Here is a 15897-nt window from a genome sequence, read left to right as displayed (position 1 = left end):
CGTGGCCGCACCCCTCCCCCGATGAAGGATCCGCCGTGCATCGACGCTCCGCCTCCTCCCGTCCCCTCACGCCCCTGCCCCGCTCGCGCGCGCTGCCCGGGAGGATGCTCGGCGCAGCGGCCGTCGTGATCCTGCTGTCGAGCGGCTGCGGGGGCGGTGGGCAGGGCGAGGGCGACGAGGCCTCGCAGCAGACCTCGGCGGCGTCCGACGCCGGCGGCGGCAGCGAGGCGACCGGCTCTTCCGACGGCGGCGGCCAGAGTGCCTCGGACGGCGGATCGGCGGGCGACGAGGCACTCGCGGTGACACCGCCCGCCCAGGAGCCCGAGCTGACCGACGCCTGCACGGGTGAGGGCGCCTATCTGGCCAGCAAGGACGCGAAGGTCGACCCCTCCGTCCCCGAGCGCGACGGGCTCACGCTCGACGTGCGCGTGAAGGGCATCGAGAAGGACGGCGCGGACCTGGTCGCCGACATCGACGGCACCCGGACCCCGATCGAGACCGCGCACGTGGGTGACACCGTCACCGTCGACCAGTGGACCATCTCGATCACCAGCGTCTGCGCCGATCGCGTCGAGTTCGACGTGATCGACTAGGCCTGCGGGAGCGACGGACCGCACTCGACCCGGCCCAGGCACGACGAGGCACTCGCCACCGCAGATCGCCATCCTCCCGCCGGGAGGCTAGTCTGCGGGAAGGACGCACGCGTCCCGCGTCCGTTCAGACCTCCGCATCCAGCCCGAGGATCCGGCTCCATGAGCACACGCACCACGACGGCTGCTTCGACAGCCGCAGCGGCACAGCCCGCGTCGCGGCAGGCCACGCCTGTGCCCGTGCCCGTCACGGCGCCCGTGCGCGAGGTCGAGGCCGAGCCGCCGTCGACCCGTCCCGCGGTGACGGTCGGCAGCGTGGGCCTGATCGCCCTCGCGATCGCCTTCCTCGCCGACACCCCGGAGCTGCTCTGGCTGCGTGTGGGTGCCGTCCTCGTCTTCCTCGTCCTCGGCGGGGTGAGCTCGTGGCTGTTCTCGCGGGTGCAGCGCGTGGTCGCCGCGCAGGACGTCGAGTCCGCCGAGCAGCAGGGCTGAGCGAGCCGCAGGGCTGAGCGAGCCGCAGGCTCACGACGCATCGCCCGCAGCCCTGCTGGCAGACTGGCCGCGTGCCCCGCCCCTTCGACCTCGACGCCATCGGCGCGGGGCTGCCCGTCGCCTCCGCCCGGCAGCAGCTCGAGGACGCCCTGAGCTCCGGTGCGATGGTGGTGACGGCACCTCCCGGCACCGGGAAGACGACGTTCGTGCCCCCGCTGGTCGCCGACCTGGTCCCCGGGCGCACCCTGCTCACCCAGCCCCGCCGTGTGGCCGTGCGGGCCGCCGCGCGCCGGATCGCCCAGCTGGACGGCGACCGGATCGGCGGACGCACCGGCTTCACGGTCCGCGGCGAGCGGCACGTGGGCGACGGGACCCGGCTCGAGGTGCTCACGCCCGGTGTGCTGCTGAGGCGGCTGCTCGCAGATCCGGAGCTCGACGGCGTGGACGCGGTGATCCTCGACGAGGTCCACGAGCGCTCCCTCGACGGGGACCTGCTGCTGGGCATGCTCGCCGAGGTCCGCGCCCTGCGCGAGGACCTGCGGGTGATCGCGATGTCCGCGACGCTCGACGCCCGCGCCCTCTCCGAGCTGCTGGGCGGGGCGCCGGTGGTGGACGTTCCCGCGCCGCTGCATCCGCTGCGCATCGAGCACGATCCCGGGGCGGCGCCGCGTCTGGACGCACGCGGCGTGACGCGGGATTTCCTCGACCACCTCGCGCAGGTCACGGTCGCGGCCCAGCGGCGGGAGCACCACGACGCGCTCGTGTTCGTGCCCGGGGCGCGGGAGGTCGACGACCTGGTCACGCGGATCCGGAGGCTCTCCCCGGATCTCGGGGTGCTGCCGCTGCACGGCCGCCTCTCCCCCGGTGAGCAGGATCGCGCCACCCGGGGCCGCGAGCGCGCACGCGGTGGCGCGGACGGCCCTGGGGCCCCGGGCCGGGTCGTGGTCAGCACCGCGCTGGCCGAGAGCTCGTTGACGGTGCCCGGGGTGCGGGTGGTGATCGATGCGGGCCTGTCCCGCGAGGTGCGGCGCGACCGCGGCCGCGACATGAGCGGGCTGGTCACGGTGAGCACGTCGCGGGCGAGCGCCGACCAGCGCGCCGGCCGAGCAGCTCGCGAGGGACCAGGGCTCGCCGTGCGCGCCTACTCCGAGACCGACGACGCGCGCCTGCGCGCGATCTCCCCGCCCGAGATCACCTCGGCCGATCTCACCGACGCGGCCCTGATGGTCGCCGTGTGGGGATCGCCCTGGGCATCGCCCGACGCCTCCGCGGGGACGGAGCCGGTCAGTGGCCTGCCGCTGCTCACGCCCCCGCCCCCGGCGGCGGCCGAGCAGGCCGTGCGCGTGCTCGCCGATCTCGAGCTCGTCGACCACGAAGGACGGGCGACGCCGCTGGGCCGACGCGTCGCGCGGCTGCCCGTGGGAGTGCGCGAAGCCCGCGCGCTGCTGCGGGGCAGCGATCTGCTGGGCCGATCGCGAGAGGTCGCGGAGGTCGTCGCCGCGATCTCGGAGGACCACCGGGCCGCGGGCGCGGACGTCCCCCATCTGCTGGCCGACCTGCGGGCGGGGCGTGCACCGGGCAGTCAGCGGTGGCAGCGGGAGACCACGCGGCTCGCGAGGATCGCGGAGCAGGAGACGGACGTGCCCGGCGGCCCGGGCGCCCCGGCGAGCGGCACCGCGGCGACCGGCGGCCCGGCCGACGTGCCCGGCGTGGTGCTCGCCCTCGCCCGCCCGGACAGGATCGCCCGCCGAACCGGCACGGGCAGGCGGACATACCTCCTGGCGGCAGGCACGAGGGCCGCCCTGCCGGAATCCTCAGCGCTGAGCGGCAACGAATGGCTCGCAATCGGTGAGGTGCAGCGTGCCGAGGGTCGTGCAGCGGACGGCACCGGTGCCGTGATCCGCTCCGCCGCGCCCCTCGACGAGGACACCGCGCTCGAGCTCGCAGGGCCGCTGGCGCGCTCGGTGCGCCATGCCCAGCTGAGCGGTGGCACGGTGCGGGTGCGAGAGGAGGATCGGCTGGGGGCGATCGTCCTGCGCTCCACCCCCGTCGCGGCCACTGCCGAGGACGTGGGCCCGGCCCGGCTCGACCATCTGCGCGAGCACGGCCTGGACGCCCTCAGCTGGTCCGATGCGGCCTCAGCCCTGCGGCGGCGACTGGGACTCCTCCGTCGTGAGCTCGGCGCTCCCTGGCCTGCGGTGGACGACGACTCCCTGCTCGCCGGACTCGAGACCTGGCTGCTGCCCGATCTGGTGCGTCTCGCCCCGGGTGCGTCGCTCGGCTCCCTTGACCTGGCCACGGCTCTGCGACGCCTGCTGCCGTGGCCGGAGGCTGCCCGGCTGGACACGCTCGCGCCGGAACGCCTGAGCGTCCCCTCGGGGTCGACCGCGAGGGTCGAGTACCCGCCGGCGGACGATCCCGAGGGGCGACCGGTGGTCGGCGTGAAGCTGCAGGAGCTGTTCGGTCTCGCCGAGACGCCGCGCCTGGTCGACGGGAAGGTGCCGGTGCTCTTCCACCTGCTCTCCCCGGCGCGCAGACCTCTCGCGGTCACCGACGACCTGCGCTCCTTCTGGGACGGGCCCTATCGCGAGGTGCGCAAGGAGATGCGCGGCCGCTACCCCAAGCACCCCTGGCCCGAGGACCCCTGGACCGCTCCCGCGACGGCGTGGACCACCCGAAGGTCGGGTGGATCGCGGGGCTGACCTGAGCGCCTCGTCGTCCGCCGTAGACTCACCCTCGTGCAGTGCCACCACTTCGATGCCGGCACCTGCCACTCCTGCACCCTGCTCGCGGTGCCCCACGACGTGCAGATCGCCGACGCCTCGTCCCGGTACGCGGCGCTGCTGGCACCCTTCGTCGATCCCGCGGTCCCGCAGGTGTGGAGGTCACCGGTCACCAGCGCCGAGGCGCACTTCCGCGCGACCGCGAAGATGGTCGCGACCGGCACGGCGAACGCGCCCGTGCTCGGGCTGCTGCACAGCGCCGCGTCACCGACCGACGTCCCCGGCGTGGACCTCGTGGACTGCCCCCTGTATCCCGACGGCGTCGAGGAGCTGCTGGAGGACGTGCGCGCCCTGATCCGGCGCGCACAGCTGCCGCCCTACGACGTGGCACGTCGACGCGGGGAGCTCAAGAACGTCCTGGTCACCGTCTCGCCCGACGGGGAGTTCCTGCTGCGCCTGGTGCTGCGCACCGAGAAGGCCCTGCCGCGGGTCCGCGAGCACCTGCCGCGCCTGCTCGCCGCGCAGCCCGGGCTGCGCGTGGTGAGCGCGAACATCCACCCCGAGCATAAGGCCGTGCTGGACGGGCCGACGGAGATCCACCTCGCCGGTGAGCAGGCGCTGCGGATGCGCATGGACGGGCTCGGCGAGGCCCGGGAGATCACCCTGCAGGTGCGCCCGCGGTCGTTCGTGCAGACCAACTCGGCCGTGGCCTCCCAGCTGTACGCCCAGGTGGGCCGGTGGATCGAGGAGATCGACCCGCGCAGCGTGTGGGATCTGTACTGCGGCGTGGGAGGCTTCGCCCTGCACTGCGCCGACTCCCTCGCGACCGCCCGCGCACGAGAGGTCACCGGGGTCGAGATCTCCCCCGAGGCGATCGAGTCGGCCCGCGCCGCAGCCGCCGAGGCGGGCCTCGCGGCGACGTTCCACGTCGGCGATGCGACCACGTGGGCCATCCAGGAGGCGCAGCGCTCCGGGCCCCCGCAGGCCGTCGTCGTCAATCCTCCGCGCCGCGGCATCGGCCCGCAGCTGGCCGGGTGGATCGAGGGCTCGGGCGTGCGCGACGTCGTCTACTCCAGCTGCAATCCGCGCACCCTCGCCGAGGATCTCGCCGCGATGCCCTCCTACCGCGTCACCGCGGCGCGATTGGTCGACATGTTCCCGCACACCCGGCACGACGAGCTGCTGGTGCGGCTGCGGCGCACGCCCGCGTAGGGCGATGTCCTCCTAGACTCGCCCCGTGACGACCCCCGCTGCCGCCCCGTCCTCCGCCCGCGTCCTCGTGCTGTCCGTCGGCGGCACGATCTTCATGTCGCAGGACGGGTCCGGGACCGGCGTCCGGCCCGGTTCCCGGGGTGAGCAGGTGGTCGGTGCGGGTCTCGTGGAGGGCGTCGACGTCACCCACGAGGAGATCGCGAACATCGGCTCCCCCTCGATCCGGCCGAGCCATCTGCGCGCCGTCCTGGAGCGGGCGCGAGCGGCTGTCGCCGACGGCCTCGACGGCGTGGTCCTCACCCACGGCACCGACACCCTCGAGGAGACGGCCTTCCTGCTGAACCGCCTGTGGGACCGGGCGGCCCCGCTGGTGGTGACCGGGGCGATGCACCCCGCCGACGCCCCGGGGGCCGACGGTCCCGCGAACGTGCGCGACGCGATCCGCGCCGCCGCCTCCTCGACCCTGCGGGAGCTGGGCGTGCTCGCGGTCCTCGACGGCACCGCACACCTCGCCGATCGCGTGACCAAGGTGTCCAGCCGCCGCACGAGCGCCTTCGCCTCCTCCCCCGACGGCGCGCTCGCCGTCGTCGACGGGGCCGACGTGCGCCTGCTCCAGCGCCTTGTCGATCCACGCCCGGCGCACCTCGCCCTCGACCTTCCCGACCCGCTGCCCACCGTCCCCGTGATCGGTCTCGGCATCGGCGACGACGGGGCCGTCCTGGACTCCCTCCCCGAGGGCTCGCTCGCGGGCCTGGTGGTCAGCGGCGTCGGGATGGGGCACGTCCCCGAGCCCGTGGTCCCTCGCCTGCGGCGCCTCGTGGACGCCGGCGTCCCGGTCGTCGTGTCCACACGGATCCCGGAGGGCGGCACCTCGACCCATCACTACGCCTACCCCGGCAGCGAGGTCGACCTGCTCGCGAACGGCTGCCTGATGGCCGGTGTCCTCCCCGCCCACAAGGCCCGTCTGCTACTGCAGCTGCTGCTGGCCGACGGCGCCCGCGCGGGTGACGATCGCCTGCCGGCCGCCTTCGGCCCCTTCGCCTCCTGAGGACCCGAGCGGTCCGAGCGGTTCGAGCGGTTCGACGGCTCACGCCCACCGCCCCTCCCCTGCAGGATCGAGGGCAATGGTGGAACACTGGGGTCATACGTGACGCCTGGGTGGGCCATACGACGCGGTGTCGGCCCGACGCCGCCCCGCCCGGGACGCGACCACGAGGAGGTCCGCCATGGCACTGCCCGCCGATCCGGCACCCGAACTGCAGGAGTACGCGCACCCCGAGAAGCTGGTGACCACCGATTGGCTCGCCGAGCACCTGGGTGAGGACGGCCTGGTGGTCGTCGAGTCCGACGAGGACGTGCTGCTCTACGAGACCGGCCACATCCCCGGTGCGGTGAAGATCGACTGGCACCTGGACCTCAACGACCCGGTCACCCGCGACTACGTCGACGGGGAGGGCTTCGCGCAGGTGATGAGCCGCGCAGGCATCACCGCAGACACCACGATCGTCGTCTACGGCGACAAGTCGAACTGGTGGGCCGCCTACGCCCTGTGGGTCTTCGAGCTGTTCGGCCATGCCGACGTGCGCCTGCTGGACGGCGGCCGCGCGCTCTGGGAGGCCGAGGGCCGCGAGTTGACCCGCGAGGCCCCCTCCCCGGCCGCCACCGAGTACCCCGTCCTCGAGCGCGACGACTCCACCGCCCGCGCCTTCCGCGAGGACGTGCTGGCGTTCCTCGGCGGCCAGCTCGTGGACGTGCGCTCCCCGCAGGAGTACTCGGGCGAGCGCCTGCACATGCCCGACTACCCGCAGGAGGGTGCGGTGCGTGGTGGGCACATCCCCGGCGCCAGCTCGGTGCCGTGGGCCAAGGCAGCACGCGAGGACGGTCGTTTCCACCGGCGCGCCGACCTCGAGAGCGTGTACCAGAAGGAGCAGGGCCTGGACCCCGCGGAGCCCGTCATCGCCTACTGCCGCATCGGCGAGCGCTCGAGCCACTCGTGGTTCGCCCTGAAGTACCTGCTGGGCTTCGAGGACGTGAAGAACTACGACGGCTCCTGGACCGAGTGGGGCAACAGCGTGCGCGTGCCCGTGGTCACCGGTACCGAGCCCGGCGAGGTCCCCTCCGCATGACCACCCCCATCGCCCACGGAGACGGATCCGGGGCCGACGGCGCGTCGGCCCCGCTGCCACCCGCGTTCGCCCAGGTCGTCGAGGACTTCCAGGCCCTCGCGGGCCGTGACCGACTGCAGCTGCTGCTGGAGTTCGCCGACGGCCTGCCGGACCTGCCCGAGCGGTACGCGGACCACCCCGAGCTGCTCGAGCCCGTCCCGGAGTGCCAGACGCCGATCTTCCTGATCACCGAGGTCGACGGGGAGGGCGAGCAGGCGCCGATGCGGCTGTTCTTCTCCGCCCCGCCGGAGGCCCCGACCACGCGCGGCTTCGCCGGGATCCTCGCCGAGGGCCTGGAAGGGCTGACCGTGGGCGAGGTGCTCGCGGTCCCGGCGGACGTCACCGAGACCCTGGGCCTCGCGGAGGTCGTCAGCCCGCTGCGCCTGCGCGGCATGGGCGCGATGCTCGGACGCATCAAGCGCCAGCTGGGCGAGAAGGCCGGGATCTGACCGGCCCCTGCACGGTCCACCACCCCGAAGAATTCGAGCGGCCCGCGTCAAGGCTTTCGCCGACGCGGGCCGCTGCATCTCGACACCTCGGACCCCCACCCGAGGCACCTGGTACCAGGCCGAGCCTGTACTCGTGTGAACTATAGGTAACCGCCCCGACGGTCGCCAGCCGCGCGCATCGCGCGCGAGGGATGTTGCAGGTCACCCCGCATGCATAACTTTTTAATGCGGGATCGGCCGGGGCGGATCGACGGTGCGGGACCTGCCCGTGCGCGTCCGTCAGTCGACCTGCGTCCCGCCCCGCGGGCAGGTCCTGGGAGACTCGTGGCATGTCGCCTCTCGATCCTCTCGCCGACGTCCCGCCCGACGAGCACAAGGACGCCACCTCGGCGTCACTGCCCGAGGGCCCGTGGTCGAGGGCGGCGGCAGGCGCCGGCCTGCTCGCCGGCGGCGAGGTGCGGCCGACGATCTTCGCGCGGATGTCGGCCCTGGCCGCCGAGCACGGCGCGATGAACCTCGGCCAGGGCTTCCCCGATACCGACCCGCCGCCCGCGGTCGCGGAGGCGGCCGTGGCCGCGATCCGGGAGGGTGCGAACCAGTACCCGCCGGGGGCCGGCATCCCGGCCCTCCGCGAGTCGATCGCCGCCCACCAGAAGCGCTTCTACGGACTGGACTGGGATCCTTCGAGCGAGGTGCTGGTGACCACGGGGGCGACCGAGGCGCTCGCGGCCTCCCTGCTCGCCCTCGTCCGCCCCGGCGACGAGGTGCTCACCCTCGCACCCTTCTACGACGCCTACGGCGCGGTGATCGCGCTGGCCGGCGGGGTGCACCGCACGGTGCCGATCCACCGGGAGAGCGGAGCGTCCGGGGTGGTGGACCTGCGGGTGGATCCCGAGGAGCTGCGGGCGGCGATCACCGACCGCACCCGCGTGGTGCTGCTGAACTCCCCGCACAATCCCACCGGCCTGGTGCTGGAGCGTCCGGTGCTGCAGGCGGTCGTCGATGCCGCGGCGGAGCACGACGCGTACGTGCTGACCGACGAGGTCTACGAGCACCTCGTCTTCGACGGCGAGCACCTGCCGACGGCCACCCTGCCCGGCGCCCGCGAGCGCACGATCTCCGTGGGCTCGGCCGGGAAGACGCTCTCGGTGACGGGATGGAAGGTCGGCTGGGTGACGGCGTCGGCCCCGCTCGTCGACGCGATCACGGCCGTCAAGCAGTGGCTCACGTACGCCAGCGGCGCGCCGCTCCAGGGCGCCGTCGCCCAGGGACTGGCGATGGCCGACGAGGACTTCACCGCGATCACCTCCGACCTCGAGGAGCGCCGGGACCTGCTGGTCGGCGCCCTGCAGGAGATCGGCCTGCCGGTGATCGTCCCGCAGGCCGGGTACTTCGTGCTCGCCGACGTCTCCCCGCTGACCTCCGAGGACGCCACCGAGCTCTGCGACCGCCTGCCCGCGCAGGTGGGGGTCGCCGCCATCCCGGTGAGCGCGTTCCTGCCCGAGGGCGAGGACGGTCCGTGGCGTAGCTGGGTGCGTCTGGCCTTCTGCAAGGATCGCGACACGATCCAGGAGGCCCTGCGACGCCTGCGGACATGGACGTCGGCCGGGCCCTCCCCCGTTCCCGAGGGCTGACCCGGCCGACGTCGGCCTGTCACGTCACGGCGCGGAGGCCGCTGTGCTCACTTCCCGGCGATGAATGCCGGATCGCTGTCGTAGTCCGCCAGTCCGGTGACCTTGAAGGAGCCGTCGCCCTTCTCGTCCTCGGGGACGACGAACGGGACGTCGTAGGTGGCCGAGGCGCCGTCGTAGACCTGCTCCGCATCCAGGTAGTCGTGCTCGGTCTGGACGTAGGTGTAGTCGTACCCCTTGCCGCTCTTGCTGACGTAGGAGACCTGCGCGTCGATCCCGGGCTGGGCGCTGCCGTCACCGTGGTAGGTGATGGTCACGGGCACGACGATGTACTTCTTGCCCTTGGGCGCCTTCTCGTTGTACTCGTTGGCCTTGTGGACGGCGTCGTCGGCGTCGAAGTTCGCCTTGTCGAGCTTGACGTCGAGGTCGCCGCCGTCGGCCGCCTGCACGGTGACCTTCGAGCCCGCGGGCAGCGGATCCGTGCGGGTGCCCTTGTCCTTCGAGGCGCCGGAGTCGTCGCCGGCGTCCTCGGACTCGCTGGACTGCTCGTCCGTGGGCTCGTCCGACTCACTGGTCTGCTCGGTGGTCTGCTCGCTGGTCTGCTCGGTGGTGGGGCTGGACTCGGTGCTCGAGTCGCCGCCGCTCAGGACGATCACCAGGATGATGATCACCACGGCGATGAGGGCGAGCGCCGCGCACCCGCCGCAGCCGATGAACCACCACTTCTTCGAGCCCCCGCCGCCACTCTTCTGCGGGGTGCCCTGGTAGCTGCCGGCCCCGTACTGGCCCGCGTTCGGGTCGCCCTGACCGCCGCCGTAGGGGTTCGGGGATCCGGGCTGGCCCTGTGGGGGCTGCGCGCCGCCGTAGGCCGGGTTCGGCGAGCCGTAGCCGCCGCCGGCGGCACCGTAGCCACCCTCGTTCGCGCTGTAGGCGGCGGACCCGTCGGCCCCGTAGGGCGCATTCGCGGAGCCGTACTGGCCGGCCCCGTAGGCGGGGTCGGAGGAGCCGTAGGAGGTGCCGTTGTACCCGGGATCGTTGCCGTAGGGGTTCGGGTTCGCGCCGGCCTCCGGCGCGGCGTAGCCGCCCTGGGGATCCTGGCCGAAACCGCCCTGGGGATCCTGGCTCCAGCCGCTCTGCCCCTCCGGCTGGTATCCGCCCTGGGCATCCTGGCCATAGCCCTGTGCGTTCTGGGGATCGGGGCCGCCGGCCCCGTCCTGCGGGGCCTGGCCCCATCCACCCTGTCCGGGGTTCTGCGGTGGTTGCGTCATCGCGGTCGGCGGCGCACGGCACCGCCCCCTCCTCTCAGCACGATGTGTGCCGACGAGAATTCCCGGCACCCTGAGGTCGTATTGTGCCCTACCGCACTATCGCAGGGCGAATGCTCTCGAATACCGCGGAACGGGCGCCTCGGTGGCGCCCGTTCCGCGGCATCCCTCAGTGCGTGAAGCGGTCCCCGTGGAAGGCCGCTCCGGTGACCTCCTGGCTGACACCGGTCTGGTCGAGATAGGGCGTCAGCCCGCCGCGATGGCGCGGGTAGCCAGCACCGAGGATGAGCGCCAGATCGATCTGCTCCGGCTGCTCGACGACCCCCTCCTGCAGCATCAGGCCGACCTCCTCGGCCAGACCGCGCAGCACCCTGTCCAGGAGCTCGTCGCCGACCGGGACGGATCCGCCCTCGTCCGCGCCGCCGGCCGACACACCGGAGAAGGCCGTGCGCAGGGCGTCCGAGACCTGGGGGTGGACCTGCGAGCGATCCCGCACGGTGCCGGCCTCACCGGATTCCAGCAGCCGCTCGAGGCCCTGGGAGACAGGGAAGCGCTCGGTGCCGAGCTGGTCGGCGAGGACCTTGCCGACATGGTCGGCCACGCCGATGCCCACGAGGTCCAGCAGTTCGAAGGGCCGCATCGGCAGGCCCATCGGGTCCAGGGAGGCATCGACCTCGGAGAGATCCGCGCCGCGATCGGCCGAGCGCAGCACCTCGCTGAGCACGCGGAACAGCAGCCGGTTGACGATGAACCCGGGGGCGTCCGCGCTCTCGACGCCGAACTTCCGGCAGCGGCGCACCACCTCGTGGCCGGTCGCGAGCACCTCGGGGCTGGTGCGCTCGGTGCGCACGACCTCCACCAGCGGCATCTTCGCGACGGGGTTGAAGAAGTGCAGGCCGACGACGCGCTCGGGGTGGGCGAGCTCCTCGCTCATGGCCGCGACCGAGAGCGAGGAGGTGTTGGTGACCAGCAGCGCCGAGGGAGAGAGGACACCCTCGAGCTCGGCGAGGACGCTCTTCTTGACCTTCAGGACCTCGGGGACGGCCTCGAGGACGAGGTCGCAGTCGGCGAGGTCCGCGACGTCCGCGGTGGCGCTCAGCAGATCCGCGACCTGTCGCGCGCTCTCCTCGTCGAGCTTCCCCCGGGAGGCGGCCTGGCCGATCACGCCACGGGCGTGCTCGAGACCCTTGGCGGCGATGTCCTCGTCGAGGTCGCGCAGGACGACGGGGACCTGCAGCCCGAGGGCGAGCTGCGCGGCGATCTGCGAGGCCATCAGGCCCGCGCCCGCGACGCCGACACGGCGGATCTCCCGCGCTCCCTCGACCGGGCGGCGACCGGGCTTGCCACGGCGCAGCAGCTCGGCGGCATACAGCGAGCCCGCAGCGGCATCGGAGGTGCCGAGGCCGACGATCGCCTCGCGCTCGGCGCTCAGCGACTCCGAGAGGGTGGAGCCGGGCAGGGCGTCCAGGACGCCGATCGTGCGGGCGAGCGACGGGGCGCCCACGCTCTCCATGCGCGCGGCCCACTCGCGCCGGGTCTCGGCCGTCGTGTGCGGGGCGTCCAAGGCTGCGAGCAGGGCTTGGGCGCGCTCGGACCCGGCCGCGGGGATCGGATCGGGCCGGGAGGAGGGATCGACGGCACCGTCGGCGATGCGGGTCGCGAGATGGTCCAGAGCCGACTCCAGGTCGTCGACGAGGACGTCGACCAGGCCGAGCTGCTCGGCCTCGGTGGCGGAGAGCTGCTTGTCGCGGGCCGGGTCCTCGAGGATGACGCGGACGGCCTCGGCCGGGTCGATCACGGACTGCAGGAGCGTGGTGCCGCCCCAGCCGGGCAGGATCCCGAGGCTGGTCTCGGGCAGCCCGATCCCACGGACCTTCGGCCCGGCGGTGCGGACGTCGGCCATGAGGGCGACCTCGAGGCCCCCTCCGAGGGCCGCCCCGTTGAGATGGGCGAGGACGGGGACGACCGCTGCGCGCATACGGACCTGGAGGTCGTGGGCGCGGTGGGTCATCGGGTCGATGATCTCCTGCACGGAGGCATCGGTGAACATCGAGAGGTCGGCACCGGCGAAGAAGACGCGGTCGGTCCCGGTCAGGGCGATCGCCTGGATCTCGCCCGCCTCCGCGCGCTCGAGGGCCCGCGTCAGCGCGGCGTCGACGTTCTCGAAGGACTGCGGGCCGAGCGTCGCGGGGCGGGACTCGCCCTCCGGCGGGGCGAAGGTCAGCACGGCGACCGTGCCGATGCCCTGGTGCTCCCGGTCCTCGGTGAGCACGCGGGTGACGTGCTCGGTGTAGGAGGATGCGGCGCCGGCGTTCGCGGAGGTGGGGGTCATGGCCTGCCTTTCGGGGATTCTCGTCGTCGAGCCGCCGGCACGCATCGCAGGCAGCACAGCTGCCTCACGACGCACGACCATTTCCTGATACCGGCGGTTTCAGATACAGCATGCCGCACCCGGGTCGCGGGTGTCCACACGACGATCGCCCCCGAAAGCCGTTGCAGCACCGGGAGGGCGGACCTCACCCCCGGACGCTGACCACCAGGTCCCCGCGCAGGCTGAAGTCACCGGCCTCGACCGTGACGTCGCCGAGCACCGTGCCGGGGTCGACATCGGCCGGCGCGCTGACGGAGAGTCGCAGGCTCGCGGAGTGCCCCGGGCGCAGGGCCGGCAGGTGCACGGACTCGGCCTCCCAGCCCGTCGGGAGGCTCGCGCTCGCGGTGCCGGCCGGCAGCGCACGCTCGTCGTCGTTGCGGATCCTCACCCTCAGCTCGACGCTGCCGCCGGCGTCCACGGTGGCCCGGGTCGTGCGCACGTGCAGACGGAAGGGGTTCAGCCAAGCGCGGTCGAAACGGCCGAAGACGATCTGGTTGGAATCCTCCCCCTCGAAGAGCACACCGAAGGTGCCGTCCTCGAGCGCGGCCAGCTGGGAGTAGGCGTGATCGCCGGCCTGGTAGGACTTCACGACCGGCCAGGTCTCGCCGTCGTCGTAGGAGTAGCGGATCGAACCATTGACCCGCTCGTTCGCGCTGTTCGAGTTCGAGAACAGCAGCTCCTTGGCCTTCGCGGAGCGCTTCCTCGCGCCGGGGTTCATCGCGATCACGGAGGCGTTGTTGCGCGGATCGGTGAGGGTGGCGTCCAGGACGGGCTCGGACCAGCTCTCACCGCCGTCGCGGGAGAGCGCGACAAAGCGGGCGGTCCCGCCGGCATGGATGCGCGAGTTCAGCATCAGGGTGCCGTCGCTGAGCTCGACGACCTTGTTCTCGTCCATGGCGATGCCGACCGGCTCGCCCATGGTCCAGGTGCGCCCGTGGTCGTCGGAGTACACCGAGTAGGACCGGAAGGACTCGTCGCGCCACTGACCGATGTACTGCTGGACGAGTCGACCACGATGCCGGCCGCGGGTGAGCTGGATGCCGGCGCCGCTGGTGGCGAACATGCCGCGGACGTCCTCGGGCTTGGTGACCTTCGTCAGGCGCTTCGAGGTCCAGGTGCGCCCGTCGTCGGTCGAGACCGAGACGGTCGTGGACTGGACCCGGCGGTCCGCATCGTCGTTGCCGTAGCCGCTGTCGAAGAAGCCGGTGTCCTTCGAGAAGACGTGGAAGTTGAACAGGGTGCCGGTGATGCGGTCGTAGACGTAGCTGGGGTCGGAGTACCCCTCCTTCTCCTCCCCCTCCTTGCCCTGCTCGATGACGGTCTGCTCACCCCAGGTGACGCCGCCGTCGGTCGAGCGTCGCTGGAGGACCGAGTTGGGTCCGGGCGAGTCGGTGCCGGTGGGGCGGCCGTCGTAGGCGGCGAGGATGTCGCCGTTGTTCAACTGCACCAGCGCGGGGATGCGGTAGTTGGGGAAGACGCCGTCCCCGCCGGTCGCGAGGTCCTCGGTGAGGAAGCGACCGCGCGTGCCGTGTCCGTGCCCGTGACCCGGGCCGTGCCCGCGGCCTGGGCCGTGCCCGTGCCCACCCCCGTGGCCATCGCCGTGGCCACGTCCCGCAGGAGCGGCGTGGGCCGCGGCGGGGAGAGCGAGAGCGCCCGCGGCTGTGAGCGCGGCCGCGCCGAGGACGGCGCGGCGCGAACGGGTCTCGGGGACGCTGCCGGGGATCGTATGGGCGGGGCGGGATGAGGAAGTCACGGGAGCTCCTTCGTTCCTGTCCGCCGGTGGCGCGGGACCTGGCTCGCGAGGGGGCACCGGGGGACGTCTGACGTCCGACATTACGGGAGGGTTATTCGTATCACAAGGGGTGGCTCACAGCAGATCGCGCGCGGCCGCCGAGCGGCTCCGGCCCCTCAGGCCCGGGCCGATCCTCCGTCGACGTCATCGGCGTCGTCGACCTCGACCGCGAGCTGCTCGGTGTCCGGGTCCGCACCCTGGTACTCGTGCCGGCACACCACGGTGGTGCACTGCGCGTGGTGGACGACTGCGTGCACGGTCGACCCGAAGCGACGGCGATCGCTGCCCTGGTAGCCCAGGACCAAGATCCCTGCCTCGGCGGAGGCGCGCAGCAGGGCATCGGCCTCGTTGCCCTCCTCGACCATCCGTGAGGTGACCTCGAGCTGCGGATCGGAGGCGTGCGCGCGGGCGGTCGCCTCCTCGACGATGCGCTCCGCGCCGTCGCCCTCGAGGACCTGCCCCTCGACCGTGCGGCGCACGTGCAGCAGCTCCGGACCCTCCCCGAGGGCCTGTGCGATGCGGACCCCGGCATCGATCGCGTCGAGGCTGGGCTCGGATCCGTCGACCCCGACGACGACGGGCCCGTGCGGCTCCTCGTTCTCACGCACGACGATCACGGGACATCCGGCATGGGTGATGAGCCCCAGGCTCACCGACCCCAGGAGCATCCCGAAGAAGCCGCCGAGCCCCCTGCTGCCCACCACCATGAGCAGCGCCGTCCGCGAGGCGGCCTCGAGCACGGTGCGCGGACGCCCGGTGATGAGCACGGTGCGGGCGCGGACGCCCGGTGCCGCCTGCTCCGCAATGGCCAGGGCATCCTCCAGCAGCTTCAGCGCGACGTTGCGATGCCCCGATCCGGAGATGCCCTTGGTGGGACCCAGATCCTTGGTGATCAGCGGGTACACCCACGCATGGATGATCGCGAGCTCGCGATCGCCCGCGGCGGCGAGACGTGCGGCCCAGCGCAGGGCCATCGCGGACTGATCGGAGCCGTCGTACCCGACGATGATGCGGTCGCTGAAGTCCATGGCGTCCTTTTCTCCTGTCCGGTCGTCCTCGACCCGGGTGCGGTTCGAGCCTACCGGGGCCGACGTCCTCCGGCGAGGGTCGGAAGCAGGTGGGATCGGCCGTTCGGGGGCCGGGCGCGGACTCCTGTGTTCTCGGTTCGTCACACCTTGGCCCTCACCCTGTTCGCTGCGGCGCTCCC

Annotated in this window: 12 protein-coding genes; 8 read left to right on the top strand and 4 right to left on the bottom strand. The window is 73.0% G+C overall.

What is annotated here, in order from left to right; genetic code table 11:
• Nucleotides 1-35: 35 nt before the first annotated feature.
• The 8 genes from DEO23_RS01425 to DEO23_RS01390 all read left to right on the top strand — a co-directional run bounded on the left by DEO23_RS01425 (nucleotide 36) and on the right by DEO23_RS01390 (nucleotide 9265).
• Nucleotides 36-593: a hypothetical protein gene (locus DEO23_RS01425; RefSeq protein ID WP_109274222.1), complete on the top strand. Its 558-nt coding sequence runs from the start codon at nucleotides 36-38 to the stop codon at nucleotides 591-593.
• Between the two features lie 159 nt (nucleotides 594-752).
• Nucleotides 753-1082 carry a hypothetical protein gene (locus DEO23_RS01420; protein WP_109274221.1) on the top strand — a complete coding sequence of 110 codons (330 nt, stop codon included), beginning with the start codon at nucleotides 753-755 and terminating at the stop codon, nucleotides 1080-1082.
• Between the two features lie 71 nt (nucleotides 1083-1153).
• Nucleotides 1154-3784: an ATP-dependent helicase HrpB gene (gene hrpB, locus DEO23_RS01415; RefSeq protein WP_109274220.1), complete on the top strand. Its 2631-nt coding sequence runs from the start codon at nucleotides 1154-1156 to the stop codon at nucleotides 3782-3784.
• A gap of 36 nt (nucleotides 3785-3820) precedes the next feature.
• Entirely contained in the window at nucleotides 3821-5017 is a 1197-nt protein-coding gene (locus tag DEO23_RS01410) for a methyltransferase domain-containing protein (RefSeq protein ID WP_109274219.1), read from the top strand.
• Between the two features lie 25 nt (nucleotides 5018-5042).
• A complete protein-coding gene (locus tag DEO23_RS01405; protein WP_240613152.1) occupies nucleotides 5043-6065 on the top strand; it encodes an asparaginase in 1023 nt (340 codons plus the stop codon).
• Nucleotides 6066-6243: 178 nt separating this feature from the next.
• Complete coding sequence (locus tag DEO23_RS01400) at nucleotides 6244-7143, top strand: sulfurtransferase (protein WP_109274218.1); 900 nt, start codon at nucleotides 6244-6246, stop codon at nucleotides 7141-7143.
• Nucleotides 7140-7631, top strand: a complete 492-nt coding sequence (locus DEO23_RS01395; protein ID WP_109274217.1) for a SufE family protein — start codon at nucleotides 7140-7142, stop codon at nucleotides 7629-7631. The genes DEO23_RS01400 and DEO23_RS01395 overlap by 4 nt, the downstream gene beginning before the upstream one ends.
• Nucleotides 7632-7960: 329 nt before the next feature.
• Nucleotides 7961-9265: an aminotransferase class I/II-fold pyridoxal phosphate-dependent enzyme gene (locus DEO23_RS01390; protein ID WP_109274216.1), complete on the top strand. Its 1305-nt coding sequence runs from the start codon at nucleotides 7961-7963 to the stop codon at nucleotides 9263-9265.
• Nucleotides 9266-9312: 47 nt separating this feature from the next.
• On the opposite strand, the gene DEO23_RS01385 is transcribed toward DEO23_RS01390, so the two are convergent.
• The 4 genes from DEO23_RS01385 to DEO23_RS01370 all read right to left on the bottom strand — a co-directional run bounded on the left by DEO23_RS01385 (nucleotide 9313) and on the right by DEO23_RS01370 (nucleotide 15718).
• Entirely contained in the window at nucleotides 9313-10530 is a 1218-nt protein-coding gene (locus DEO23_RS01385) for a hypothetical protein (RefSeq protein ID WP_109274215.1), read from the bottom strand.
• Nucleotides 10531-10696: 166 nt separating this feature from the next.
• Nucleotides 10697-12859, bottom strand: coding sequence for a 3-hydroxyacyl-CoA dehydrogenase NAD-binding domain-containing protein (locus DEO23_RS01380; RefSeq protein WP_109274214.1), 2163 nt, complete (start codon nucleotides 12857-12859; stop codon nucleotides 10697-10699).
• 184 nt (nucleotides 12860-13043) lie between these two features.
• Complete coding sequence (locus tag DEO23_RS01375) at nucleotides 13044-14651, bottom strand: exo-alpha-sialidase (RefSeq protein ID WP_165831689.1); 1608 nt, start codon at nucleotides 14649-14651, stop codon at nucleotides 13044-13046.
• A gap of 155 nt (nucleotides 14652-14806) precedes the next feature.
• The gene (locus DEO23_RS01370) at nucleotides 14807-15718 is read right to left on the bottom strand and encodes a universal stress protein (RefSeq protein WP_109274212.1); all 912 of its coding nucleotides are present in this window, start codon (nucleotides 15716-15718) and stop codon (nucleotides 14807-14809) included.
• Nucleotides 15719-15897: the final 179 nt, after the last annotated feature.

Source organism: Brachybacterium endophyticum, from assembly GCF_003130585.1.
Lineage (GTDB): Bacteria > Actinomycetota > Actinomycetes > Actinomycetales > Dermabacteraceae > Brachybacterium > Brachybacterium endophyticum.
This window is presented reverse-complemented; position numbering and strand designations above follow the sequence as displayed.

Bases quoted from the DNA above. Each gene is read 5' to 3' on its own strand.
- DEO23_RS01370 (WP_109274212.1), bottom strand. From the start codon at position 15,718: ATGGACTTCAGCGACCGCATCATCGTCGGGTACGACGGCTCCGATCAG.
- DEO23_RS01390 (WP_109274216.1), top strand. From the start codon at position 7,961: ATGTCGCCTCTCGATCCTCTCGCCGACGTCCCGCCCGACGAGCACAAG.
- DEO23_RS01395 (WP_109274217.1), top strand. From the start codon at position 7,140: ATGACCACCCCCATCGCCCACGGAGACGGATCCGGGGCCGACGGCGCG.
- DEO23_RS01400 (WP_109274218.1), top strand. From the start codon at position 6,244: ATGGCACTGCCCGCCGATCCGGCACCCGAACTGCAGGAGTACGCGCAC.
- DEO23_RS01385 (WP_109274215.1), bottom strand. From the start codon at position 10,530: ATGACGCAACCACCGCAGAACCCCGGACAGGGTGGATGGGGCCAGGCC.
- DEO23_RS01380 (WP_109274214.1), bottom strand. From the start codon at position 12,859: ATGACCCCCACCTCCGCGAACGCCGGCGCCGCATCCTCCTACACCGAG.
- DEO23_RS01420 (WP_109274221.1), top strand. From the start codon at position 753: ATGAGCACACGCACCACGACGGCTGCTTCGACAGCCGCAGCGGCACAG.